A 26,340-nucleotide genomic window follows, 5' to 3' on the forward strand; every position below is an offset into this window, starting at 1 on the left:
TTACAGCTAGCTGAGTAGTCTAATTACTGTTACGGGGGGCAACAGCTAGCTGAGTAGTCTAATTACTGTTACGGGGGGCAACAGCTAGCTGAGTAGTCTAATTACTGTTACGGGGGGTAACAGCTAGCTGAGTAGTCCAATTACTGTTAATTTTAAATTTTATTTAAATAGGAGTATTCCGATGGAAACTGAAAACAATCAAGTCGGTGTTTTACGAAGTGATATTAAAATAGAGCTTCATACTGTTCCAGCAATTCAAATCTGGTATGGCAGAAAAAAAACTGATGATAAGCATCAAATTCAAAGTATGACAAGGGCTATTGCTTATTTAAAAGTCATTGAAATAGCAACACGTCTTGATGATCCCTACGCAGATATCAGATTGACTAAATTCTATGAGCATATTACTAAAATTGAAAAATTATTAGATGTTGAGAATTATCGTATTGATGAAATACTTAAATCAGTCCCGCCAGGTTTTAAAATAAGTGATGCGACATCAGTTAAACCCGTTGATCTGAACCTATTTATTAATGTGCCAAGTGGTTATCAATTAGTATTTTTACTGTGTAAATTTGATTTATTTGTCCGAAAAGTTCAGCTAGCTAAACATATTTCATTAATCAAAAATAGTGATGCATCAGATAGGCAGAATATGATTGCTCATGAATTACGTTCGTTAATTACTTATATTACTAAATATAAACGCACTGGTGTAACACGAAAAGATTTTGTCGATAATACCCCGTTAGCAACTAAAGCTATTGAGCAATTAGGGATTGTACCAGAAGAAATACTAAATGCAGATAAAATGCGAGACCGAACAGTATCAATAACTAATTAACATAATAAGGTGAGCTAATGAATGAGTTTTATAAAGATGAATATGCAAATACACTCTCTTCAGCAGATTATCAATTTGCAATACAACATCTATCCCTAAAAGGCCTTTTAAAGCCTTTTAAAGGTAAGGGGGAATATGAAGCTATTTTACAAGAAATTGAATCGTACATTTTTAGATTAGAAAACATTGCAGAAAGACTCATCAATGACACAAGAGATAAATTACCCATTAAGTATTTACCTTTTTATTTGAAAAAAAGACGCTTATCAAATGGTTCAGTATATTTAAGTTGGAAGTATAAGAAAATAGTTATTGTGAACGGTAAAACTAGTCGTACTGAGATTGAGGGAAAACGATTGATATTAGATGCATTGGAACAAAACAATTTGAGTCATGAGGATAAAAATTTTATCCGACAACTAGAAATTGATCGCTTAACGTTAAATTTTCAAATGCGAGTATGTATTCGAATCAGACACTTAATTAATGAAATGTTGCCCAAGTTTGATGAGCTTAACATACCAACTAAATAATATGAGTCGATAAATTATATTTAATTGACTGAGGCTTGGTTTCAAATGTTTGACTATGCTTAAAATTAGTTAGTAGTTAATTTACTGTTACGGGGGGTAACAGCTAGCTAAGTAGTCAAACTACTGTTTACTGTAACGGGGGGTTACAGTAAGCTAATATGTGTAATAATATAGGAGCAAAAGAATGGCAAGAGGAATAAACAAGGTAATTTTAGTTGGCAATCTGGGGCAAGATCCTGAGGTTCGTTATATGCCGAATGGTAATGCTGTTGCTAATTTTAGTGTTGCAACATCAGAAACATGGAAGGATAAACAAACGAATGAAACCCGTGATCGCACTGAATGGCATCGTATTGTTGTATTTGGTAAATTAGCTGAAATTGCTGGCGAATACTTAAAAAAAGGTTCCCAAATTTATATTGAAGGGCAATTACAAACTCGAAAATGGCAAGATCAGTCAGGACAAGATCGTTACACAACTGAAGTTGTAGTCAACCCAATTGGCGGTACTTTACAAATGCTAGGTTCACGGGATGGTTCACAAAATTGGGGACAAAGTGCTAACAACTCTTCATCTGCACCAGTGCCACAATCAACAACGCAAAATGCACCAACTACAGAACAAGCTACAGCTATGCCTGAGGAGCCACCAATGGACTTTGATGACGATATCCCATTCTAGAGTTTACTTTATAAATATTAAATAGATAATCTAGCTAAAAGTAGTTAGGCTATCTATTTTTCGAGGGTTATTTTTAAAATTCTTAATATTTCTTTTTTAGGTTTATTTTGCATTTCGTTGTATCTCATTTTTAATGATAATGCTTGAGTTGCTAATATGACTATGTGGGGAACTGACTCTGATTTTTCGTAATTTTGATATGTTCTTGTTGTCACGTTTAATTGTTCTGCTGCAATCTCTTGACACCAACCGAAACCTCTCCTCCAAATTTTTAATTCATATCCGTTCATATCGTCATTCTCTAATTTAAAAATACGAAAATTTTTCGTATTTTGGTTTGAAATTTTATTCATATTTATAACTGAATAAATCAGAAAATAAAATGATATATTGAATAATTTAAAAAAATTAATAATAATAAATTATAAGTATGTAGAAAGGTAGAAGATAATATGCACTTATATAAAGTTTTGCCTAATAGTACAATATTTCATGTCATTGAACGGAATCAATATGAAAAAGATACACAAAGTAAATTTCCTTTCGTTCAACAAAATGACAAAGGTGAAGCTTGCTATTTTGCTATTTGTCCTGCTTGTGATAATCCTATACAAATTATAAATCTATATCACAGCTCAGATAAATTATTGAAACCTTATGGAAAGCATTATCACAAACCAGTTAGTGGAGCTAATAATAACATTGTACAATTAGGTTATTTTAATCCAGATAATTATAAACAATGTCCATTTGCAGCCCATAACGCTAACAAACGCTATAAATCTTCTGATAGAAAATCAAAGCTAGATGAAACATCCAGAAAAATATTAACAATCTTGGGCCAACATTTAGATCGAATTATTTATCTTATCCAAAAAGATATTGGTTTTCACATAGGCAAGAATTTACTTACTAATATGTTACAAAATTATATTAACTTTGAAGGGTATCTTTATTGCGGAGCTACAATTCTTAATATCCCTTGGATATTTGCTTATATGGCTAAAAACCATTCTTTATTCGGTAAAAAAATAATTGACAGTACATTAAAGGACACAATTCTAGAAAAGACTAATAAATTTATAAAAATGGAAGAAGGATATTTCATTTTTTCTAGTAAAATTTTTACAGAATTAAATTTCTATTTTACAAATCATATTCCGCTTAGTGCTAATAATAAAAAAGAGTCTATCGATTTAGTCATTACTTATCGAGTTTCAAATAGTGAATTTCGTGAACCACAAGAAATTTACCGAAAAACTATCGAAATGAATCATGTTCATTTTAGTAATTTGATAAATCTGGATAAATGGCATAAAAATTCTTTTAGTGATTATTGTATAGAACAGGCAAATGAATTGATATCACCTATACTTATAAGATAAATTTAATATAGGTGATGTTTGTTGCAAAATTTACTAATTTAAAATTTATTGGATAAGTGGTAGCGATTTTCTACTAATATCCAAAATTGGACGTTTATTTGAGGTATATAGTTGTTTTGCTCTGCGATTTTTAAGCAATTAAGAATAGTAAAAAGCCCGATTTGAAACTCATGTTTGGTATCTTTAACTTTAAATAAAATAGGATTATCGCAATTGTCACAAATGCAGTTTGTAATAATAGCAGGGTTTTTCATACAAATTTTTTTATGAGCATTGTAACAGTCATCATTTTTATAATATTCATTTAACGTATTAGTCCATTTATCGTCTTTAGGAATATATCCGAGTTGCATTGCTAGTTGTGCAAAATAGATAATATTAAAAAGTCCAATACAAAAATTGAATTTGCCGTTTGACATGTTAAATATTAGCGTTTCGTGGTTTTTATAATCTAAAAATGAATGATTAACGGGAATAGCCATATCTATCATTATTTACTCCAATAATTGTTTATTGAACTTTAATTATAATTATGCTGTATATGTTTTTTATTATTAAATCAATATTCCATTTAGCAATATTGATTTAACTATCCCATATTTATTTCAATTAATTAATATTCAGTTATCAAAAACAATAAGAGAATGAATGTTAATGAAATTATTTATTTGTGAAAAACCTAGTCAAGCTAAAGATATCCAGAAACATATTGGAGCTACAGTTAATGATAACGGTTTTTATCGTAGCTCCGATGGAAAAATATGTATTACATGGTGTGTCGGTCATTTGCTGGAACTAGCAGAACCACATGTTTATGACGAAAAATTTAAGAAGTGGAGCATAGACGATTTGCCTATTTTACCTGAAAAGTGGGTTTATAATGTTGCTCAAAAAACGTCAAAACAATTCAAAGTGGTTCAAGGGTTAGTAAAAAAAGCTAACGTCATTATTATCGCAACAGACCCCGACCGAGAAGGTGAAGCTATTGCGTGGTCTCTGTTAGAGCGTTTTAACTGGAAAGGTGAAACTAAAAGATTATGGTTTTCAGCACTTGATGATACATCAATAAAAAAAGCCCTTGCTAGTCTTAAGGCAGCTAGTGAAACTTATCCGTTATATTTAGCAGCCCAAGCTCGAGCAAAAGCTGATTGGTTGGTCGGTTTCAATAGTACAAGACTATTTACTTTACTAGGTAGAGATTTGGGTTACGGCGTTTTATCTGTGGGTCGTGTTCAGACACCCGTCCTAAAGCTAATTGTCGATAGAGATAGAGAAATTAAAAATTTCATACCCAAACCTTATTTTTCTGTAAATATTCAGTTATCTAAGACATCCCAGACATTTAATGCCACTTGGATTCCAGAAGAAAATATAGACGAAGCGGGACGATGTCTTAATGAATCTTTTGCAAGACAAATAGCACAAAAGCTACAGCATTCAAGAGAAGCAAAAGTTATTGATGTTAACACTGAACGGGTTAAATTCTCTCCTCCTTTAGCATTTAGTTTAAGTGACTTGCAGAAAGCGTGCTCTAAAAAGTACGGTATGTCTATGCCTCAAGTACTTAATATTGCTCAATCACTTTATGAAACACATAAAATTACAACTTACCCAAGAACTGATTGCGGATATTTGCCTGAATCAATGTTTGATGAAGCCGAAACCATAATTTCTGTTATTATGAAAAATGATCCTGAAATGGCAAAATTTATGCCACAGATTAATTTAGCTTATAAATCTCGACTTTGGAATGATAAAAAAGTAACCGCACACCATGGCATCATCCCGACATCAAAGACTATAGAATTGTCACAACTTAGTGCAGATGAATTAAAAGTCTATGATTTGATTCGACGAAACTATTTAGCTAATTTTATGGTGCATAATGAAGTAGATAAAACAGTAGTTAATTTAATTAGTGCTGAACAGAAATTTCAAGCAAAAGGTACAGTGTTAGTTGAGCTGGGATGGAAAGTATTATTTACAAGAGACAACATTGAAAATGCTGAAGATGTTGATGATAAACAAAAACTTCCACTTTTATCTAACAATGATATTTGTACTATTTCTAAAGTTGACTTTAGATCGTTACAAACTAAGCCACCGACACATTTCGATGACGGTAGTCTGCTTGATGCAATGAAACAAATTGCCAAATATGTAGAAAACCCTCAATTAAAAAAAATGTTAAAAGAAACTTCAGGGATTGGTACAGAAGCAACAAGAGCAGGAATTGTAGAAACATTAGAAAAACGTAATTACATTGAACGAAAAAAGAAAATTATTCTGGCCACAAATATTGCATATGCACTGATAGATAGCCTACCTGATGTATTAAAAGATCCAGGTATGACAGCCCTGTGGGAGCAAGAATTAGAAAATATTGCAACAGGTCAACAGCAACAAAGCGAGTTTATGCGTAAACAGTATATTTTTATTAATCAACTAATTCAAACGTATAAAGGAGCCGAGTTACCTAAGAATATCACATCCCCAAAAGTCTCAAAAACAAAATCATACGATTGCCCTGAATGTCAAAGTGGTGCACTTATTAAAAGAGAAGGTAAAAACCAAAAAGGTAAATATATTTGGTTTGGTTGCTCTCGTTACAAAGATGGATGCAAATTTACTTGTTTTGGGGACAAGAAAGGTAATCCTGTTTTTGAGAAGACAGTGTGAATATAGTGATTATTACTAGAATAAAAACATACTTAATTAGATTCTATATTGTAAAATTAAACGAATTATGACAGAATCAAACTTCACTCCGCTTTTGTGGTTTTGCGGTCATAAAATCACTAATTTATTTTGGATTAATTTTTAACCCTTATTAATCTGAAATGTCCCAAGTCCATAATTTATGGCTGCTTGTAACAACTCTGTGTAAGTTACAACTATACATACGGTTGGATAGAGCTGTATGTGTATCAGAGCTGATTCAATTCACATCAATTTTGAAATAATATACAACAAGGAGCAAGGTGGTTCTTGTTCCTGTCTTTCCTGTCTTTGTCCGAACTCAGGGTAAATACCATTGTAAATTGTAGCAAGAAAAACAGTGGTATTTACCTTGTTTGTTCTATAACGACTAATAACAACACCAAACTGAATGGTAAAAAATCAGTAGCCCTTAGTGCGTTAACGCGTGCCTGATAAGACTGTTTAAAGCAGGCTTGTTTATTCGGTTCATCTCAGCTAACTAAATAGCGAATCGAGAATGTGTATGAAATTGCATGATTTTTGAGGGGAGAGTGCATTTTATCACTTTTTATTGAGTTGTCTTTAACTCTAATTATATTAATTACATATATACTTGGAAACAAAAGCCCATTTTGATAATTTTGATAAATGGGTTTTTTGTTGTACTCAGCATTGATTTATTTGTTTACTCAGTCATCATTGCATTTTACCTTTTTACTTTCTATATTAATCTAAAGGTAAATACAATGAAAATCGCTATCTCTATGTTAGCATTGCTTCCAATATTTGTATTAACAGCATGTACAAATAACTCTAAAACTATTAGTTCTAAGTCTAAAATAGAATCTAAACCTACACCAGTTTTGCAGACAGATCGATATACCATTGTTGAACTAGATGATCCAATTCATAAATATGTTTTAGATCAAATTATTAATATTTCACTACCTAAAAATTTAAATTTAACAGTTAAAGATGGAATGGAATATGCTTTAAAACAATCAGGTTATTCTCTTTGCACTAACTCAGATATCAATGTTCTTTATGAAAGCACTTTACCTAAAGTTCAATATAAAATGGGGCCAATTTTATTAAATGATGCACTACATGTTATGGCTGGCCCTGCTTGGAATTTAGATGTTAATGACGTTGAACGAGAAATCTGTTTTCATCTAAAAAAAGGATATTCTCGAAAACAACAACCTATTTCCTCAGTTAAACAGGAACCTCAATTTGAAACTTATCAAGCACCTCCTCAAATGATAGAAACAAAAGAACTAAAAAATGTTGAAACAAAAGGAGGCAAAAAATGAAGGATACGCTAATAAATAAATTAAATATAAACCAACCCATTGCAATAACTAAAAAAATGGTCGTTTTAATATGTGGTGTATTTGTAATCTTGTTTATATTAGTAGCAATAGCATTGCATTTATCTCTCCTTAACATGAATCAAGCATCTAATAACTATAAAGAACTGGAAGATAAAATAAACACGAATAATGTAAGTATAAATAGTATTAACACATTGGAAAAAAAATTAGATGAAATTCAGTTGGAACAGAAAAAAATCAATGTTGATTATGATAATTTAAATACACGCTCTGCACGAAGTCAACAGGACATAACGTCATTACAACTAATTCTAAATGATAAAAATCTCGATAGTAAATTAGATAATTTTGAAACAGCTATAGCAAATATTGAAGTTGAGTTAGAAGCAGTTAAGAATGTTCAAAAAATGCAACAAGAATCATTAGATGGCGTTGTGGCATCTTTCCAACAATTTAAAGATCAGATTATACAAAAAATTACAGTAATGCTATCAAATAACAATAGCAAGTCAACCAATACAACAAGAAGTAATATTATAAAGGCTAAAACTGCAACGGCAATAAATTTTAAATATCAATTATCTAGCATTGAATTTAGAGCTGGTGAATTAGTTGCTGTATTCCTACCTAAAAATGCGACATCACTATCTGCGTTGAAATTTGTAAATGAAGGTGAGTTTATAGATGATTTTTGGAAAGTTGCAAAAATTGATAAAAACTCTGTGAAATTAATAAATAGTAAGCAACAAACTTATACTCTAACAATAGATAAGGAGTAAATATGATACTAAAAAAACAAATATGTTTGTTATTGCTATTAAGTTTTATGTCTTGGGATTTATTAGCTAATTCTCAACTAGTTTCAAAGGATCTTGATTCCACAAAATCGGTTGAAAAATCTGATGAAGAATCTCGGAATACACAAGAAGAAAGAATTAAAGAGAAAGCATCTTATTGGGGATTGACAGTTACAGAATGGCAAAAATATGAAAAACTTATTAATGAAGGCGGACGGCGTTATTGGTCTCCTAATCTTGATCCTCTAACTACCCTTGGGGTTGAATCTGAAACTCAAGAAGAACGAGAACATTACGCAACACTTCTTGCAAAAAAAGAATTTGAACGTACGACTAAAGAACTTGAATTTCAACGGATTTATAATCGTATGTTTAAACAACTTTATACAAACGTATTACCTGTTGAGTTGGATGATAATCCTAATTTTGTAGCACCTCTAAATTATGAGGGGGACAGAATGATTTTATTTATTGATATTAATGATAATGTAAGAAGTGAAACATTATTAGGTAAAGCATTAAAAACACATAAAGAAATGGATATTTATTTGCTGAATACCAAACATGATGATCTAGCTGTCCAAAGGTGGGCTAGTCTAAATCATCTTCCAATTGATAAAGTAAAAAGTGGCAAAATCACATTAAATCACAATAGTGGTGAATGGGAACAAATCGGAAAAAATACCTTGCCAATTTTAGTACAAAATCAGGGTGGCAAATGGAGACAAATTGAATTGGGTGATTTGTAATGATTATAAACAAAAGAGCATTAATTTTTATTATCTCTATAACAGCTCATTCTGCAATAGCTGATTTGAATGTTGTCAGTGATTACGGCGGGAATTCGATGGGAGTGTATTATGAAATGTTAGATCCTCAAGATGAATATAGTGAGCAACAACAGCAATTTTTAGCCCCTGAAAACATGAAAATTGATGAGGGAACCTATTTACCAGTGCATAGTGAAAAACTTTCTCCAGGTATTTTTGAATCATATTCAATTGATTATCCGACATTGCAACCTTTTATCATCATAGGCGCTGATGAACTTTCTATTGAATGGTTGAAAGCTCGAAATAATGATTTAGAGACAATAAATGGTATTGTTGCCGTTGCTGTAAACATAGACAATGTCAATCAGATTAAAACATTAAAATCTCTTACTAATATTCCTATATATGCCATGTCTGGCGATGAACTCGCAGAGAAGTTTCAAATAACATCATATCCCGCTCTAGTTACTGCGAAAAGTATTGAACAATGATTATGGGAATAACATCATGAGTAATGAGCACAATATTGAGGCCATATTTAGACCCGCTTCTGAGCTGTATAGTGCTGTAACATCAATAAGTTGTGCATTTATTTGTCTTGTTGCTCCGTGGGCTGTAGCGTTGTCAACTTCTGTTAATATTGGTGTTGCAGGTGCTTTTTTATTGTTTGGCATTTACAGAGCCAAACAAGGTATTACCATTATTCGTTATAAAAGAAATATAAAACGTTTACCATTCTATTCACTGACAAGCGAACAAATTCCTGTTAGCCAAAAATTTCTTTTTCTAGGAAGAGGGTTTAAATGGGAGCAAAAACATTTACAACGAATTATTTTGTGTCGTAGAGAAGAATATAAGCGTTTTGTTCAACCATCAGCTATATATCGGGCTGCGAGACACTGGGAACAAAAACATGAAAGAAGCCTTATAGCAAAGTGTACTAGTTCAAATCGTTGGTTTAATCCAGTAAAACCATTACCACCAGTAGGCGGAAACCCATTCTTACACGGTGTCGAAATTAATGAGGTCGATATTATGATGCCATTTGTGGATAGGGGCGGTCATACGTTAGTATTGGGAACAACAGGTGTTGGAAAAACAAGATTGTTAGAAGTTCTTGTTACACAGGATATAGCTAGAGGTGATCCTGTTATTGTCATTGATCCTAAAGGGGATGCCGACTTATTAAAAAGAATGTATGCAGAAGCTAAACGGAATGGTAGACAAGACGAATTTTACATATTTCATTTGGGTTACCCTGAAATTTCAGCTAGATATAATGCTATCGGTCGTTTTAGTCGAATTACTGAAGTTGCGCAGCGTGTTTCAGCTCCACTGGCGGGAGAAGGCAATTCCGCAGCATTTAAAGAGTTTGCATGGCGATTTGTTAATATCGTTACTAAGGCGTTAATTGAACTGGGTCGTCGTCCAGATTACATTCAAATCAATCGTTATACAAACAATATGGATACCTTATTTTTAGAATATGCTCAGCACTATTTTGATAAACACGATCCAAAAGCTTGGATCACTATTAGTGAAATGGCAACAAAAGTTAATGACAAGAATGTTTCATTAGCAATGAGGGGAAGAGACAAGCTTGTCGTTGCTCTTTATGATTATATTGCTGCTAAAAAAATACGTGATGATGTTCTGGAAGGTTTACGTTCAGCTATTCAATACGATAAAACGTATTTTGATAAAATTGTTGCCTCACTAATGCCATTTTTAGAGAAGTTAACAACAGGAAAAACAGCACAATTATTAGCTCCAGACTACTTGGATATCAATGATGAACGACCAATTTTCGATTGGGAACAAGTCATTCGAAAAAAGGGTATTGTTTATATTGGGCTTGATGCTTTGTCTGATGCTGTAGTTGGTGCTGCCGTTGGAAACTCAATGCTAGCAGATCTTGTATCAATAGCTGGGTATATCTATAAATATGGTGTTGACGACGGATTACCAGGAGAAAATAGATCTAAAATCAATGTGTGTTTACATACTGATGAAGTGAATGAAATCATGGGTGATGAGTTTATTCCTCTTGTAAATAAGGCTAGAGGGGCAGGAATAAATGTTACTGCATACACACAAACGATTTCAGATATCGAAGTCAAAGTGGGGAGTGCCGCAAAAGCAGGGCAAGTGCAAGGTAATTTCAATAATATAATTATGTTACGTGTTCGTGAAACCAAAACAGCAGAACTTATTACATCACAACTTCCTAAAGTTGATATCTACAAAAATACGGTGGTATCAGGTGCAAGCGATACACCGAGTCCTGATACAAAAACGGATTTCACATCGAGTACACAGGACAGAATTAGTACTGAATCAATGCCATTACTTGAGCCATCGGAACTAATACAGTTACCAAGAGGACAAGCGTTTGTCCTGACTAACGGTGGTGTTTTATATAAAGTTCGCATGCCTCTTCCGTCTCAAGAGCAAGATATTATGATGCCTGATTCCATTAATACACTTTCTAAAGAGATGGCAAAAAGTTATTCAACAGGTGAACAATGGTGGGTAAATTCAAATTCAGTATGGGAAAAGCCTGAAATAGATAATGATTCAGATTGTCCTGAGGAAAATGAATTACCAGTTCATCTAGCATTGGACATTGATGATGATGAAAAAGCTTTTTTACATACTTTACAAGAGGAGAAAGATGAATAATGGCCAATGTTGAATCTGATTCAAATTCAAATAAGCCCAAAAAAAAGGGATTTATTTCATCTATAGTTTCTACACTTTTTTTTTCACTTCTTATAAGCATTGTTATTGAATGTATTGGCATAACGTTTTTTTGGACTGAACTCGGTGATAGTCATAGCGAAGAAATGCTCAATGTTGAGTTTAGTTATCTTGAACAAGACTTTGTCAATAGCTTTATTTTGTCTGAGCCTGTAGTTTTTGCTGAAAATATTATTACCAATACATATCAATTCATTGCTGTTAAAACGGGATTGATTGAAATAGTAGATGGAACTGTGAACGATGAAAGCTCGACTGTTTATAAATATATTAATTCGGTTGGCGTTTATGTAAAAGCCATTATTAATATTATATTGGTTTTTTTGGTTCGCTTAGTTATTTTGACTCTTTCAATACCGATTTTTATTCTTGCTGCTATTGTTGGTTGTGTAGACGGTTTGGTTCGGCGAGACATTCGGCGATTTGGAGCAGGTCGTGAATCAAGTTTTCTATATTATCATTCTAAAGCATGGATAAAGCCTTTGTTAATTTTATCATGGCTTATCTATTTATCAGTTCCTTTTACAATCCATCCAAATGCCGTTTTCATTCCCATGGCCTTTTTATTTGGTCTCAGTATTAGTATTACATTTGGTTCATTTAAGAAATATTTGTAAGCCAATTTTTTTTAAAAAATCAAAAAAGATTTAATTGATGTTTTTCGCATATTAATCATTATAGTAGAAATCCAGTTTAAAACTGGAGAAAAAATATGCGAAAGCATCCTAACATAATTCTTTCAATAGTTGGTTTATCTTTATTGTTAAGCTCTAATTTGAGTGTCGCAAATGAAAAAGAAGAACTCGCATTAGTGTTAAAACAACTTAAACAAGTTAAGCAATCGTTACTAAAAAGCGAGATTGTTTCAGGAACCGAGCAATCAGAACGTTATCATTTTAATTATAAAGCAATACAAAATGATATTGATCATGTTATGCACGGTATCGAAAGCTACATATCCCCGACAAGATCTCAACCTCGTACGCTTAACTTTCCAGTGATTGAAGGTGAATATCAAAATGAATGATATCAGCGAAAAAACTTATAAGGCTTTTAAAGATGGTGCAACATTTACAATGGATGACTCATTTAATTTTTTCGGTGCGATATGTTTTGCTGTAGGGCTATTTTTAATTGCTATCATTATTTTATGTCTTTTGAAGGGGGTCGGTGATGAAAGTATCAAAGTTGATGATTTGCCGTCAATCATTATTCGGGCTGTTGTGTTTTTATTAATACTGGGATCTTTTATTTATTTTCGATAAAAATGTTTAAGGAGAAAAAATTCATGTTCAAAAATACAAAAAAATTATTTCAAGTAAAAAATAATAAGATGTCTATAAACCTAATATTACTGTCTTTAGCTTTATGGGGACAAAATGCGTTGGCAAAAATGCCGAAAATAGATGATCCCACACAAGGGAAAAAAAGCGGATTTTTAGCAAATATGCAAGCATATATATATGACGGCTTCGTTTTTGGCGGATTGATTATCGTTGGCGGTGTTTTTATTGTTGCAGCAAAAAATATCATCGTTGAGTATAACAATATCGGTGAAGGGAAAGGGTCTTGGGCAAAGCTAGGCACTTTAGTTGTTATAGGTATTGTATTAGTTGTCGCTTGTATTTGGCTTGCAACATTGGCGGCTGAAACACTGCAAGATTAATAGAAAGGTAAATAAGATGAAAGAGAATGACATTGATATGCTTCCTGACCGTCTCAACCGTATGCCTGTAGTCTATAAGGGCATGACAGTCCGTGAAATATCGTTGATGGTAGGGGTTGGTGCAATTATTGGTGGTTTGTTCGGAATTATCTTATTTATCTTATTTGGTCGCTGGGTGTTAATTCCCTCAGCGATCGTTTTCATGCCATTGCCAACCCTTTTTTTTGGTGGAAATAAGATTACTAAATTAAAGCGAGGTAAACCAGAAACCTGGTTTGCACGGTCTATTGATTTGTTTTTTGCTAAAAAAGGATTCAATGGAAATAATCTAATTTTTAATGATCAAGAATTTATCGTTAGACGAAAAAACAATAAGGTAAAAAACAAATGAAATATTTACACGCACTTACAGGGCGAGATAAACACATCCAATCACTGAGATTTGTGATTATTGTATTGCTTGTAATTATTTTAGCCATAACCTGGGGCTGGCGGTCAGCGCCTAAACATTTGACTATTCATATTCCTCCTGATACTCGTTCAGGTAGTACTAGGCTTTGGTCAGATATAGATCCAAGTAACATTTATGGATTTGCATTTTATATTTTTCAGCAACTACATAACTGGCCAACGAATGGTGAAGTTGATTATAAACGTAACATCAATACGCTTACTCCGTTTTTGACACCTCAATGTAAATCACAGTTATTGAATGAATATGAGGAAAGAAGGCAGGGTGGTGAACTAAGAGAACGGGCTCGAAACATTGCTGAAATAGATGGCAGGGGCATTAATTCAGGAATTAAAAATTACGAAACAAATCAACTTGAGCATCGAGTAAAAATTTTATCAGATAAAGCATGGATTGTGACATTCGATTTATACATTGATGAATATTACAAAGGGGAAGCGGTTAAACGAGCGCTGGTTCGTTATCCGATTAGTGTTGTTAAGAGTGATACAAATCCAGAAGAAAATCCCTGGGGTTTAAAGCTTAATTGCTATGCAAGTCAACCGTTAAGACTCACTTCGTCTACAGGAGAACACAATGAATAATAAGATGATTATAAAACTTTCTCAACTAATCATAACATTATTTATTTTTGTATCGTCAATCAATAATGCTATTGCTGTTGAATTAATTACATGGGACAGAACACCTATTAAAATTACTATTAATCAAAATGATGAAAGAATGGTGATTTTAGAAAGAAATATATCAGTCGGATTACCTGGATCATTACAAGATAAGCTTCGAGTACAAAGTCTAGGAGGTGTTATATATTTAAAAAGCAATGCGCCATTTACTGAAACTCGATTAATGCTAAAAGATCTTGAAACAGGTGAAATTATTTTAGTTGATCTGACGGGAAATGGACCATCCAAAAAGAAATTAGAAACAATTAAAATCACGACCGATAATGAAAGTGAAGCTAATTTAAAAAAAGCAGAAGAAAATTATACTGAGCAGGTATTACCAACTCCCGTTTTGCTTACTAGATATGCTGCACAAAATTATTATGCTCCATTGCGTGCAATTGAAAAAGTACCTGGTATTAAACAAATTTCTATGTCATTACCCCCATTATTAACTAGGCTGGTACCACAGCTTCCTATCAGTGCTGAGCCAAAATCAGTGTGGCGTTTAAAAAATTATGAAGTTGTCGCAATTAAATTAGTTAATCAGAGTAAAAATCATGTCAATTTAGATGCAAGATTGTTACAAGGCAACTTTTATTCTGCAACATTTCAACACAACACATTAGGCCCTAATGGTGATCCGACAGATACAACAATGCTTTATATTGTTACTAAAGGTAAAGTAATCAATGCATTTTTACCTGAGTTAAGAGAGGAATAATATGGCGACAATTAAAGGAAATAAGCTGTTACCTCTTATCGTTGGTGGAGTAATATTAGTTGGAATTTTTATTGTAGTCATTGCAAATAAAAATAAAAAAAATGAATCTTCATCAAGTGATGAAATAGTTGAAATAGCTGATTTAAATGAAGAAGATTTATCTGTGCTCGGCATTACGGGTGATACGGAAAAAGATACCGTTCAGACGTTAGTGACGCTAGTTAAGACTCTAAAAAAGGATCAAGCGGATATAGTAAGTGAACTGAAAAAGTTAAAATCCGAAAATGAAAATTTGAAAAAGACAAGAGTACCACAGTATAAGATAGAGCCACCATCAAATGATTCAAAATCTAATGAGCCTACTGAGCTAGAAAAAAAAGTTTCAATTCTAACAGATAAGCTTAATCAATTAGCTTCAAGATCCCCTATATCTAGTGAAACAGCTGATTCCAAACCAGTTTCAATTCCAATTGGGAGAGGGCAAACAAGTAGTAAAGTTGATATGACTAATGATGATGAAATTCAATGGATTAATCCAGCTGACCAAATTGTTAGTAGCAATAAAGGTAAAAATACGACGGGATTTCAGTTTCCGACTAGCTTTGGTAGCGATCCTATTCGTTCAAAACTAAAAGACCATAAAGAGAGTATCAATCAGCCTATTGGTGAACGAAAAAATGAAAAAGATCGTCAACCATTTTATACAGTACCCGCCAATTCAACGTTAACAGGCTCTGTTTCAATGACATCATTGCTAGGTCGAGTTCCCATTGATGGTGTTGTATCTGATCCGTACCCGTTTAAAGCTGTTATTGGTCGAGATAATTTAATCTCAAATGGAATTGAATTACCACATATTGAGGGGGCGATTGTTTCTGGGACAGCCTCTGGTGATTACGTTCTATCTTGTGTAAGAGGCAACGTTAAATCAATTACATTTGTTTTTGATGATGGGCGAATTATAACGATCCCCGATTCATCAAAAAATAGCAAAGATGAAAGTATTGGGTGGTTATCTGACGAATACGGTATTCCCTGTGTTTCGGGAGAAATCAAATCTAATGCGAGCCAATATTTATCAACTGTAATAGGTCTAGGTACAGCAGCTGCTGCTGCAGATGCAATGGCACAACAAAATACTACTGTTGTAACAGATGGCTCAAATGTTACCAATGCAGTGACAGGAAATAACGGCCAATATGTTTTAGGTAAGGGGCTGAGTGGCGGAATTAATCAGACAATTGATTGGTTAAATAAACGTTACGGTCAAACTTTTGATGCTGTTTATGTCCCTCCAGGTAAAGAAATTGCCATTCACATTAGCAAGGAGCTGCAAATTGATTATTTATTTGAGGGCAGACTTGTTGATTATGAGATGAATACTAAAAAAATGGGAGGGCTTGATTAATGAAACAGAAACGAAAAATAACAATATTTTTATTAACTTTTGGCACAGCTCTATTTTTATTATCTGGTTGTAGTACTTCAAAAGAAAAAATGTTTCCACATAGTAGTGAGACGATGAGTGATATTTACAATAAAAAATCGGGAGGGGGAGCTTCTCAATTGTTTGATAATCGACTTCAACTTAGGAGAGAAGTTGATAATTTAACGCAAAATGTTGAAGTGGTAACGCATACACGAACAGCAGAACAAGAAATTAATAATCTTTTTCAACGATTACCAAATCCCGATTTAGTCATGTATGTCTATCCTCATTTGAGTGACGGAAAAGTTCCAGTTCCCGGTTATTCAACCGTACTTCCATTTTATGCGGAAGTGCAATATGCAATGCCAGGTGAGAGGGTGGAGAATTACTAATGAAGTTATTTGGTAAGAAAAAAGTTTCACAAAAAAAAGTTCAAGAGAAAAGACCGAAACGCAAAGGAAATTTGACTCATAGTCATAAAAAAAACTTTCTTTATGCCAATAATGGCAAAAAATCAATTATTGATTATTTACCGTGGATTGAGTTTGATGAAGAGCATAATTCAATTTTATTAGAAGATGGTCGATCTGTAGGTGCTGTTTTTGAAATTACACCTTACGGCACTGAAGCAAAACCAACATCTAAACTTCGTGCAATAAGTGATATTGTAACAAATAGTATTGAGGACTCTTTTGATGAACGAGATATGAACCCATGGGTTATACAATATTTTTGTCAAGATGAAGATAATTTACAAGATTATATCTCTTTATTAAAACAATATCCTAGACCTCACGCTCAGGGCACTGAATTTACAAAAAAATGGCTAGATATTATGGAATATCATTTAGATAGTATCACTAAAAGTGATGGCCTTTTTTTTGATAACACAGTGACAAAAACACCATGGAGAGGAAAGGTTCGGAAAACGAGGTTAGTTGTATATCGGTATATCGGACCAAAAGAACGTGAAGATTTAAATGCACAAGAAAAGCTAGATATTGTTTGTAACAATTTGATACTTGCGTTGAAAGGAGCGGGAATTGCTGTCAAGAGATTGGGGAAGAATGAGGTTTCTAGGTGGTTAGCTCAAATATTTAATCCAGCACCTTTACAAGGTAAAAAAGACTTTATTAAGCAATTAATGGATGATCAAAAACAGGCTGATGAACTGCCGATCATTAATGATTTTGCCGAAAGCCTTTTCTACAGTGAACCAGAGATTAAAGAGGGTTACTGGCATTTTGATAATATACCGCATGCTGTTGTTATGGTGGATCGATTAAAAACACCACCCAAAATTGGTCATATTACAGGCGAGACAAGTAAAGCCGATGGAATAAATGCGCTTTTTGATGTATTGCCTGAATCAACAATGATGAGTTTGACAATTGTAACTCATCCTCAAGATAAGCTAGAAGACCATATCAATTTTGTTCGAGGTAAAGCCATCGGTGAGAATGCTGAATCATTGTCTGTCAAGGAAGATTGTGACGAAGCAATGGAGTATATCAGGCAACGAGAAAAAATGTATTACAGCTCTATTGCATTTTATGTGAAAGATTCAAGTATCGGTGGATTGAAACGTAAAATACAGGGGCTGAGTTCAGTACTTAATAATAATGGACTTGTCACAGTAGCTGAAGCTAATGAAGTTGCTCCAGCATCGTCATTTTTAAGATGGTTACCTATGAATTATAACCCTCAAAATGACATAAAACGACTGTATGTTAAATTTAATTGGTGCAAGCATTTAGCCAATTTATTACCTGTTCTTGGAAGAAGCAGTGGAACAGGTAATTCTGGTGTGACATTTTTTAACCGCGGTGGAGAGCCGTTGAGTTACGATCCAATGGTCGATAAAGCACAAAATGGTCACAAGCTTATTTTAGGGCCAACGGGAGCAGGTAAATCAGCAACACTGAATATCGAAATAGCACAGCTTGTTGCTATGTATCGGCCTAGAACAATTATTGTCGAAACAGGTAATTCTTTTGGTCTTCTTGTTGATTTTATGGAGCGACTTGGAGTCAGTGTTCATCGAGTAAGTTTAAAGCCTGGAAGTGGTGTAGTGCTTAATCCTTTAGCTGATTCTCATTTAATTTTACAAAATAAGGATATTCAGTTTGAAATTGATGAAAACAATTTGAGCGATGACATTGTTAATGAAGCACTAGAACAAAATGAGGAAGATGATGCACAACGAGATGTACTCGGTGAAATAGAAATTTCTATACGTCTAATGATCACGGGAGGGGAAGAACGGGAAGATGAATTACTTCGTCGTTCAGATAGAGCAATGATTAGACAAGCTATAGTTATGGCTGCTCAAGTTGCTTATGATGAAAGACGGCAAGCTGTTCCCAGTGATGTTCAAGAGGCATTGTTTACCTTAAGCAAAGATACTCATTTACCTGAAGCTAGGCGTGCAAAAGCATATGAAATGGGTGAATCATTAAGTATGTTCACTCAAGGATTTGAAGGTGAAATATTTAATAAACAAGGCACACCATGGCCAGATGTTGATGTCATTCATGTCGATTTGGCAACTTTTGCAAGGGAGGGTTATGAAGCTCAATTATCAATTGCGTATATTTCTCTTATTAATCATATCAACAATATGGGCGAACAATATCAGCACCAAGCCAGAGCTATCGTTAATATTACCGATGAGTCACATATTATTACTGTAAAACCACTAACAGCAGCATACTTAACAAAAGCGTCAAAAATGTGGCGTAAACTGGGAGTATGGTTGTGGTTAGCCACCCAAAACATGGAAGATTTTCCCGACGCAGCTTCAAAATTATTGTCAATGATTGAGTGGTGGGAAATGTTAGTAACAGAATCATCTGAAGCAGAGAAAATACGTCGTTTTAAAGCATTAACAGATGAACAAATTTCAATGATCACGTCTGCTTGTAAAGCTGCTCGTCAGTACACGGAAGGCGTTGTGTTATCAAAAAATGTGGAATGCCTTTTCAGAATTGTTCCACCAAGCCTTTTCTTAGCTCTAGCTATGACAGAGAAAGATGAAAAAGCGGAGAGAATGAAACTGATGAATGAGTTTAATATCAGTGAGCTTGATGCTGCCATTAAAGTATCTGAAAAATTAGATGAAGTTCGAGGTATTACACGACAATATGAGGATTTATAATGAACGATAATAATTTTTTATTTAATGCTACTTCATTAAAAAAATCAAATATTAATATTGAACACAGTAAAGGTTTTGAACAATTCTGCTCTGAATTATTAGGAAAAATTGGGGCAATAATTTCGACTAAATTACGTTTATGCCGTATACCTGCAGATGATCCTACAGAATTTGGAATATTGTATCAGCAATATGCTTTAATCGCTTTCGAAGGCAAAAAATCAGCCTGTTTAATTGAGGTGTCATGCAATCCTAATTTGAACAAAATTCATTGGCCACAATTAGCTGATATTGAAACAGGGAAACGGCTATGTATCAATGTTGTTGACTGGATAGATGCCTTTTTGCTGATTAAAAATTTGATGGCTTTAACAGAGGTAGCTGATGCATGAAACGTATATTAGGACTGATTGTATTTGTAAGTTTTCAAAGTATTGGGGCAGATATTTATAGTATTGATGTTTTTGTGAATCATGAGCAAGCAAGTCGAGTTAAAAATTGTCATGATAATTGTCAAATATATGATCTAGATAGCACTGAAGTACTTTTAAATTCATTTTTTGGTGAGTTATCGAGTGATATTGATGAAGCTTATTCAGTTGTTGAAAAAAAATTAAATTTACCAGAATGGAAAACGCATGAAGCTCAAATAATTGAAGCTCAAAAGACAATTACAAAAGCATTTTATCTCGGTGTTAAAAAATATCCTGCGATTGTTATTAATGAAAAAAATGTGATTTACGGAATAACAGATGTTGCACGTGCAGTTAATGATTTTATGGGTAATGAGGATAAACGATGATAAAAAAAATAAAATGTAGTTTACTTGGACTCATAATTACTATGCCGAGTTTTGCAACATCTATTAGTACTCAACAAATAGTTCGATCAGCTCTCTCAACTAGTTGTACTGAATATAAAATTGCTGGAACCTGTTTTTGGCTGTTTTGTTCTTACGGTTGCAAAATTCGTACATCTGTAAAAGTAAAGCATTACATCCCCGATGTTGTTATGTCAGCATATGAACACCCATTTGAAAATCCGTGGACTGAAATTAACACTATTACCTCATCAGCAAGTTCATTAGTTGGGTCAAATATTCAAGGAGGGGGAGATACAAATAATCGTCAAGCAAATAATCGAACAAAAATTCGTTTTAAAGATGTTCAAGCAATCGGCCACCCTGGTGGGGCTGTTTTCTCTCAAATGCTATCAGGCATGGGCTACTATTGTAATAACGGGGTAACGCCATTTTATCCTTATTTTGTGAGTGAACTTGATTTTATTGCATGGCGATTAGCACTTGTTGAATCTGTATACCCAGAGGCATTAATACCAGGTAAAAGAGAAATTGGTAATTCATCCGATATGTGGGGAAACATTTATCCAAGAGCTGGGGCTGTTACTCAAAATGACGACTTCAAGGCAGGAGCGGTGGTTGTTCAACGAGGTGCTGATGTATTAACAAATAGTAATTCATTGCATGTCGTTCAAAATTACACTAAGCGTAAAAAAGATGGATTTTGGCCACCAGCTCCTGTTAAAGAAAATACAAAAAATCATAAATGGCAAGAATTGGCTCCAACATTAAATATGTCATGCGGTATTTTTCCAAATATTAATGATACAGCGAGCGTTGATGGAGCCTATGTTTATGCTTTGTGGAGACCTTATGCATGTTGTAAGAGACGTGGGCAAAAATTTTTATACAGTATCGATTTTGGGGGATGATCATGGCAAAGAAAACAACAATGACTATAACAGCATTATTATTGACAATTAGCTCCTATAGTTATGCTAATTCAACTGGCGGGATATCTGATAGTCTTTATTATCGTATCGGCGGTGGTTCGGTAAAAGGATCTACATATACATTTGATAAACCCAAATCCATTATGAATACGGGCAAATGGAACTCTATGATGTGCGGTAATTTTGATATTAGCTCAACAATCTCTAATCAACTAAATGGTGTAACAGAGGGGTTTAACAATATTATGAGTGAAGTTGTTAACAACGCCAAAGGCGCAGTTGCAAGTTTACCAGCCCTAGTTATACAACGAGCTAATCCTCAACTGTACGATTTGTTAACAAATGGTGTGTTACAAGCAAAATTAGATTATTCAGACATTAAGACAAGCTGTAAGCAACTTGCTGGAAAAATGGCTGATTACACAGATTCTGCAAGTTTGGTTCAAGTAGCTAAAGCCGAAAATATGGCCGAGATGTTAAATGGAAAGAAAGTTGATGCTATTCGAGCTGATAAACAAATTGATAGTGATGCAGGGAAAAACGGTATTTCATGGGTTGGGGGAGTGAAAAGGGGAGGGAAAGGACAAGATCCGATTAAGATAACCAGTGATGTTGCTTTAGCTGGCTATAACTCATTAATAAATCGAAACGTTACGGATACAACTCCCGTTGGTGATGCAAAAAATAAAGGGGGGGTTTATAAAACATGGAATAAACCTAGTGAGGCACAAGTGTGGCTAACTGATGTGGTTGGTGAGCGCACCATGGTAACTGATAGTGAAAATCAAAACGGCAATGATACAGGTAAGCCAGGAACTGGTTTAAGCCCTAAAACCGAAGAATACTACGAATTTTATTATAAAAAGTTGGTTGATTTAGTAAATGGTACAAAGCCTATTAGCAAAGCGGAATTAGAGGCACTAGAAGGTAGCTCTGTAAGTGTCACTCGAAGTGTCATTGAAACATTGAGAGAAGATAATGAGCGTGTTGTACTAGTGAAACGTTTAGCGAGTGAAATGGCGTTGTCTAGGACTATTGAAGAAGCGATGATGGCGCGACGTATCATGTTGGCAGGCCGTAAAGAGCCAAATGTTGCTAAAAATGAACCAGTACAGTCTACAATTTTGGACCAGATAGGTGAACTGGATATGGAGCTGAATCAAATTAAATTAGAGTACGATATGCGTAAATCCATTGCAGGCAATACTTTATCTGTCATACAAGAACGAAAGCAGCAAAGACAGCAAGGCGCTATTTTGCATATCGATAATCATGAATCTTTTGACGCAAATAAATAGCGAGTTAAATATGAATAAGAAAAAAATTATTAAACTTGCAATTTCTCTTATTTTTTTACTTGGATTAATTTGTTGCATATTATCTGTTTTTTCATTAACAGAACGTAAAATTGCTTCTATTAATGTATTTTTGAGTAGCTATTACTTTTTTTTTCTTGTAATGCGTTTGTGTATTTATTGTTTTACTGGTTTTCTTTTATTAAAACTAAAAAAAATGATAAAGACAAAAGTAGTAACAACTGAAAAAAAGATATATTACAACAGATTAGTTTTTAGAATTAGCATGTTATGTGTTGCTTTAATTTGTTTTAATGAAGTGATGCTATTTATTAAAATGGGGTAATGATATATGTCTGCAATGAGTTTTTTTGATTATGTGACATTGTCACTAGCATGGTTGGTAAATAACGGAATATGGAGCATTATATCATCTTCTGGTCTTTTTATTGTCCCTTTTATATTCAAAATGCTTAGCATCACGATAAATGTTATGGAGGATGGAGAATTAAAAGGTAAGCATGCAAACGTTATTCTGACTAGATTGGAAACGTACATTTATATTAGCATGGTTGTCATTTTCTTTGCATGTTATCCGTCAATCCCTCTTGATATTCGTGTATTACACTATGAGCACAGCGGATTTTCAGCAGCTATCGATAACGGAAAAATTACTCGACAGAAAATGGAATGTTCATACGCTGAAATATCTCCAGAATCGTCATCATTTAAAAAAAATAGTATTTTATTTAATGGACAACAAATTTATGTTCCTATTTGGTGGTATTTTGTTCATTCGTTATCTTCAGGCTTCACGCAATCTGTAGTTACGACATTACCGTGTAATACGGATTTACGAGAGATTCGTACAACAATTTCAGAGCTAGCAGTAAAAGATCCAATTTTGAAAAAAGAAGCTAATGAATTTTATTCATTTTGTTTCAATCCTTCGTTTAACAAATTAAGTACTGAGTTGTCTAAATTACCTGATGATTTAATTAGTGATGTGACATGGCCAGGATCGTCATACTATTTAAATACACCAGGATATTATGATTCGTTTAGAGCTCAAACTCCGCAACATCGCTGGCCATATGATGAACAACGAGATGTTGGATTAACACCAGGAGAAGGTAATACTGGCTATCCTTCATGTAAAGCGTGGTGGAGTGACAGTAAAAATGGCTTAAAAAAAGCACTGATTGCTGATATTAATCAGCAGATTAAGATCGAGTCTAATGAAAAATCAAAAACAGGTAATTTAAATCCAAACATTAATAAATTTTCGTTTTGGGAATGGTTGACAAACAGTAAAGAAGAGCTGAATGAAATTGTTTTACGTTCAGTTTTAAATCCCAAAAAAATGTTACAGAGCTCAGATTATCTGTTTGTTGACTACGAAAATAGGGATCCATCGATATCTGAGCAAGTTGGCAGTTCAATTGCGTCAGTCGGGGCATTTTTTTCTTCTATGTCGAACTTTATTGAAATTGATGCGTTGCGACAAGCAGCACCCATGATTCAATCGATATTAATAATGTCTATTATTATTTTATTACCTATCATTAGTTTAATTGGGGGATTTGAACCGAAGACGATAATCACGCTAACATTTGTCCTGTTTTCATTGATATTTTTAACATTTGTCTGGGAACTGGCACGTTTTCTAGATTCTAGACTGATTAATATTATGTATGAAAATAATGCTATTCATTTTATGTCAGATAGATGGAATATTAATAAATCGTTAGTTGATATTATTACGTCATTTGTGTTTATTGGGTTTCCTTTGATTTTACTTGCAAGTTTGTCGTGGGCTGGGTTTAAAGTTAGTTCAGGACTAGAGAGTTTTATGAATAAAAATTCAAGTAAAATGCAAGAGGCAGGAGAAGATGGAATAAGTAAGGCTAAACAAGGAAAAGACATTGCAATGAAAGTTGCAACAAAAGGGAAAAAATAGTTAAAGGGAATTAGATAAGTTGTGTCAAAATAACTGGCATTAGATTAAATGCCAGTTATTTAAAATAGATTGTGTTGACTTATCCTTATTTTCTATTTTTATGTCTCTGCTTAATTAGCTTATTATTTATAATAACCTTTTCTTTTATCACCACATTCTATCGCCATCGCTTGTGTAAGCATGACCTTCATCATCGTAATAAGATATTTCATTTCTTCTTCTTTTCTTTCTTCTTTCTTCATCTGGTGTTGTTTCCAAAAAAAACGGTAATACGTAGAGTATGCCTTTGAATATAAACAATATAAATGTTACAGAAACTGATAAAATTTTTATAAATAATTCAAATCCGTCGCTATTAAACAGCATTTTATGGTTTGTGTCAGATTGTGTTGACTTATCTTTATTTTCCATTTTTATGCCTCTGATTAAAATTTAGCCTTTATATATAAAATATATTTTGCTTTGTGTCAATGCTAAATACTTAAATGGCAAAAACAAAGGGTAAAAGGGTAAGGAAAAAAGGTAAAGGTTATTAATGGTAATGGGCCATAATGGGAATGGCCCTACCTTGAAAAGGCTGAAAAGGCTAAAAATAAAAAGGGCATAGCATAACTAGTTGTTGATTTTAAATTTAATATTGAATTTAGTGAATCATTTGCATTATAATGAAACTAGTTTTAGTTACTTTTTTAGTAACAAACAACGAGAAGATGATCGTTAATTCTCAGACATAGCCAGTAAAATGGTATGTTCCTTTTTTAAGGTGATCACACACTAACAGCCAACAAACTCACTACTTTCGTAGGTTGGTAACATCTGTTTGATGTTGAGTTTTTATAGACTATCACATTCACATATTGAGGAATACTCAATGTCTTATGCAATTACTTTTGACTTCGATACTAGCAGGTTAGAGCACTATTATCCTGGTGCATATACTAATGCTTATAAAGAAGTTAGAGATGAGTTAAAAAAGCTTGGTTTTGAATGGAAGCAAGGATCTGTGTATTTTGGTAATAGTAGTATTAATGCAGTAACTTGTGTTTTAGCCGTTCAACAATTGGGACAAAAGTTTAGTTGGTTTACACCTTCATTGAAAGATATTCGAATGCTAAGAATTGAGGAATACAATGACTTACTTCCAGCATTGGTGCAACAACGAGAACTAACTCATGCCTCATTAGAAAAAAATGAGATCCAAAATAAAACAAGAAAATTATTTTAATAAGTAATTAATTGTTTTTATCTTTTACCCATAGGGGAATATTTTCTCCTGTGGAAAGTATTCTCCTTTTTTATTCAACTTTTAATTAGGAGAATATCCATGTTAACTAACGAATACATACTTCTTTCGACAGAATATTTCCTTGCTTTAATCAATTGTGAAGCAACTATACCTGATGATGTATCAT

General features: G+C 33.5%; 29 protein-coding genes. 26 read left to right on the forward strand and 3 right to left on the reverse strand.

Annotation, left to right across the window (positions count from 1 at the left end):
* Positions 1-181: 181 nt before the first annotated feature.
* From ACGH6S_RS09470 to ssb, 3 genes are all read left to right on the forward strand, one after another.
* Positions 182-844, forward strand: a complete 663-nt coding sequence (locus tag ACGH6S_RS09470; RefSeq protein ID WP_174798377.1) for a PFL_4669 family integrating conjugative element protein — start codon at positions 182-184, stop codon at positions 842-844.
* A gap of 17 nt (positions 845-861) precedes the next feature.
* Positions 862-1,377, forward strand: a complete 516-nt coding sequence (locus ACGH6S_RS09475; protein ID WP_174798376.1) for a DUF3158 family protein — start codon at positions 862-864, stop codon at positions 1,375-1,377.
* A 184-nt stretch (positions 1,378-1,561) separates the two neighbouring features.
* Positions 1,562-2,059, forward strand: coding sequence for a single-stranded DNA-binding protein (gene ssb, locus ACGH6S_RS09480; protein ID WP_174798375.1), 498 nt, complete (start codon positions 1,562-1,564; stop codon positions 2,057-2,059).
* 53 nt (positions 2,060-2,112) lie between these two features.
* Here the strand turns inward: ssb and ACGH6S_RS09485 are convergent, their stop codons facing one another.
* Complete coding sequence (locus tag ACGH6S_RS09485) at positions 2,113-2,412, reverse strand: transcriptional regulator (protein WP_202115371.1); 300 nt, start codon at positions 2,410-2,412, stop codon at positions 2,113-2,115.
* A 99-nt stretch (positions 2,413-2,511) separates the two neighbouring features.
* Here ACGH6S_RS09485 and ACGH6S_RS09490 point away from each other — a divergent pair, with 99 nt between their 5' ends.
* On the forward strand, positions 2,512-3,444 hold the full coding sequence (locus tag ACGH6S_RS09490) for a hypothetical protein (protein ID WP_065606432.1): 933 nt from the start codon (positions 2,512-2,514) through the stop codon (positions 3,442-3,444).
* A gap of 38 nt (positions 3,445-3,482) precedes the next feature.
* Here ACGH6S_RS09490 and ACGH6S_RS09495 read toward each other — a convergent pair whose 3' ends face one another.
* Positions 3,483-3,935, reverse strand: coding sequence for a hypothetical protein (locus ACGH6S_RS09495; RefSeq protein WP_081297996.1), 453 nt, complete (start codon positions 3,933-3,935; stop codon positions 3,483-3,485).
* A 163-nt stretch (positions 3,936-4,098) separates the two neighbouring features.
* Here ACGH6S_RS09495 and ACGH6S_RS09500 point away from each other — a divergent pair, with 163 nt between their 5' ends.
* From ACGH6S_RS09500 to ACGH6S_RS09600, 21 genes are all read left to right on the forward strand, one after another.
* Positions 4,099-6,123 carry a DNA topoisomerase III gene (locus ACGH6S_RS09500; protein WP_174798374.1) on the forward strand — a complete coding sequence of 675 codons (2,025 nt, stop codon included), beginning with the start codon at positions 4,099-4,101 and terminating at the stop codon, positions 6,121-6,123.
* 767 nt (positions 6,124-6,890) lie between these two features.
* Complete coding sequence (locus ACGH6S_RS09505) at positions 6,891-7,457, forward strand: hypothetical protein (protein ID WP_065590115.1); 567 nt, start codon at positions 6,891-6,893, stop codon at positions 7,455-7,457.
* On the forward strand, positions 7,454-8,257 hold the full coding sequence (locus tag ACGH6S_RS09510) for a hypothetical protein (protein WP_174798373.1): 804 nt from the start codon (positions 7,454-7,456) through the stop codon (positions 8,255-8,257). Before ACGH6S_RS09505 ends, ACGH6S_RS09510 begins: the two co-directional genes overlap by 4 nt.
* A 2-nt stretch (positions 8,258-8,259) precedes the next feature.
* On the forward strand, positions 8,260-9,024 hold the full coding sequence (locus ACGH6S_RS09515; RefSeq protein ID WP_174798372.1) for a TIGR03759 family integrating conjugative element protein: 765 nt from the start codon (positions 8,260-8,262) through the stop codon (positions 9,022-9,024).
* A complete protein-coding gene (locus ACGH6S_RS09520; protein ID WP_174798371.1) occupies positions 9,024-9,539 on the forward strand; it encodes a PFL_4695 family integrating conjugative element protein in 516 nt (171 codons plus the stop codon). Before ACGH6S_RS09515 ends, ACGH6S_RS09520 begins: the two co-directional genes overlap by 1 nt.
* 16 nt (positions 9,540-9,555) lie before the next feature.
* Positions 9,556-11,730 carry a type IV conjugative transfer system coupling protein TraD gene (gene traD / locus ACGH6S_RS09525; RefSeq protein WP_174798370.1) on the forward strand — a complete coding sequence of 725 codons (2,175 nt, stop codon included), beginning with the start codon at positions 9,556-9,558 and terminating at the stop codon, positions 11,728-11,730.
* Entirely contained in the window at positions 11,730-12,425 is a 696-nt protein-coding gene (locus ACGH6S_RS09530) for a TIGR03747 family integrating conjugative element membrane protein (RefSeq protein ID WP_174798369.1), read from the forward strand. The genes traD and ACGH6S_RS09530 overlap by 1 nt, the downstream gene beginning before the upstream one ends.
* Positions 12,426-12,520: 95 nt before the next feature.
* A complete protein-coding gene (locus ACGH6S_RS09535; protein ID WP_411579504.1) occupies positions 12,521-12,835 on the forward strand; it encodes an RAQPRD family integrative conjugative element protein in 315 nt (104 codons plus the stop codon).
* Positions 12,828-13,073 carry a hypothetical protein gene (locus ACGH6S_RS09540; protein WP_411579505.1) on the forward strand — a complete coding sequence of 82 codons (246 nt, stop codon included), beginning with the start codon at positions 12,828-12,830 and terminating at the stop codon, positions 13,071-13,073. Before ACGH6S_RS09535 ends, ACGH6S_RS09540 begins: the two co-directional genes overlap by 8 nt.
* Before the next feature lie 23 nt (positions 13,074-13,096).
* Positions 13,097-13,474, forward strand: coding sequence for a TIGR03745 family integrating conjugative element membrane protein (locus ACGH6S_RS09545; protein ID WP_174798366.1), 378 nt, complete (start codon positions 13,097-13,099; stop codon positions 13,472-13,474).
* A gap of 16 nt (positions 13,475-13,490) precedes the next feature.
* Positions 13,491-13,865: a TIGR03750 family conjugal transfer protein gene (locus ACGH6S_RS09550; RefSeq protein WP_174798365.1), complete on the forward strand. Its 375-nt coding sequence runs from the start codon at positions 13,491-13,493 to the stop codon at positions 13,863-13,865.
* Entirely contained in the window at positions 13,862-14,530 is a 669-nt protein-coding gene (locus ACGH6S_RS09555; RefSeq protein ID WP_411579506.1) for a PFL_4703 family integrating conjugative element protein, read from the forward strand. Before ACGH6S_RS09550 ends, ACGH6S_RS09555 begins: the two co-directional genes overlap by 4 nt.
* A complete protein-coding gene (locus ACGH6S_RS09560; protein ID WP_411579508.1) occupies positions 14,523-15,335 on the forward strand; it encodes a TIGR03749 family integrating conjugative element protein in 813 nt (270 codons plus the stop codon). The genes ACGH6S_RS09555 and ACGH6S_RS09560 overlap by 8 nt, the downstream gene beginning before the upstream one ends.
* A gap of 1 nt (position 15,336) precedes the next feature.
* Complete coding sequence (locus tag ACGH6S_RS09565) at positions 15,337-16,743, forward strand: TIGR03752 family integrating conjugative element protein (RefSeq protein WP_411579510.1); 1,407 nt, start codon at positions 15,337-15,339, stop codon at positions 16,741-16,743.
* A complete protein-coding gene (locus tag ACGH6S_RS09570) occupies positions 16,743-17,156 on the forward strand; it encodes a TIGR03751 family conjugal transfer lipoprotein (RefSeq protein WP_411579511.1) in 414 nt (137 codons plus the stop codon). The genes ACGH6S_RS09565 and ACGH6S_RS09570 overlap by 1 nt, the downstream gene beginning before the upstream one ends.
* Positions 17,156-19,921, forward strand: coding sequence for a conjugative transfer ATPase (locus ACGH6S_RS09575; RefSeq protein ID WP_411579513.1), 2,766 nt, complete (start codon positions 17,156-17,158; stop codon positions 19,919-19,921). The genes ACGH6S_RS09570 and ACGH6S_RS09575 overlap by 1 nt, the downstream gene beginning before the upstream one ends.
* Entirely contained in the window at positions 19,921-20,313 is a 393-nt protein-coding gene (locus tag ACGH6S_RS09580) for a hypothetical protein (RefSeq protein ID WP_174798359.1), read from the forward strand. Before ACGH6S_RS09575 ends, ACGH6S_RS09580 begins: the two co-directional genes overlap by 1 nt.
* Positions 20,310-20,723, forward strand: coding sequence for a TIGR03757 family integrating conjugative element protein (locus ACGH6S_RS09585; RefSeq protein ID WP_174798358.1), 414 nt, complete (start codon positions 20,310-20,312; stop codon positions 20,721-20,723). The genes ACGH6S_RS09580 and ACGH6S_RS09585 overlap by 4 nt, the downstream gene beginning before the upstream one ends.
* On the forward strand, positions 20,720-21,652 hold the full coding sequence (locus ACGH6S_RS09590; RefSeq protein ID WP_174798357.1) for a TIGR03756 family integrating conjugative element protein: 933 nt from the start codon (positions 20,720-20,722) through the stop codon (positions 21,650-21,652). Before ACGH6S_RS09585 ends, ACGH6S_RS09590 begins: the two co-directional genes overlap by 4 nt.
* Before the next feature lie 2 nt (positions 21,653-21,654).
* Positions 21,655-22,971, forward strand: a complete 1,317-nt coding sequence (locus ACGH6S_RS09595; RefSeq protein WP_174798356.1) for an integrating conjugative element protein — start codon at positions 21,655-21,657, stop codon at positions 22,969-22,971.
* 349 nt (positions 22,972-23,320) lie between these two features.
* Positions 23,321-24,928: a conjugal transfer protein TraG N-terminal domain-containing protein gene (locus tag ACGH6S_RS09600; protein ID WP_411579515.1), complete on the forward strand. Its 1,608-nt coding sequence runs from the start codon at positions 23,321-23,323 to the stop codon at positions 24,926-24,928.
* A gap of 147 nt (positions 24,929-25,075) precedes the next feature.
* Here the strand turns inward: ACGH6S_RS09600 and ACGH6S_RS09605 are convergent, their stop codons facing one another.
* The gene (locus ACGH6S_RS09605; protein WP_411579517.1) at positions 25,076-25,339 is read right to left on the reverse strand and encodes a hypothetical protein; all 264 of its coding nucleotides are present in this window, start codon (positions 25,337-25,339) and stop codon (positions 25,076-25,078) included.
* A 460-nt stretch (positions 25,340-25,799) separates the two neighbouring features.
* Here ACGH6S_RS09605 and ACGH6S_RS09610 point away from each other — a divergent pair, with 460 nt between their 5' ends.
* The gene (locus ACGH6S_RS09610) at positions 25,800-26,153 is read left to right on the forward strand and encodes a hypothetical protein (RefSeq protein WP_065590133.1); all 354 of its coding nucleotides are present in this window, start codon (positions 25,800-25,802) and stop codon (positions 26,151-26,153) included.
* Positions 26,154-26,340 lie beyond the last annotated feature (187 nt).

Source organism: Gilliamella sp. BG3, assembly GCF_046635605.1.
Classification (GTDB): domain Bacteria; phylum Pseudomonadota; class Gammaproteobacteria; order Enterobacterales; family Orbaceae; genus Gilliamella; species Gilliamella bombi.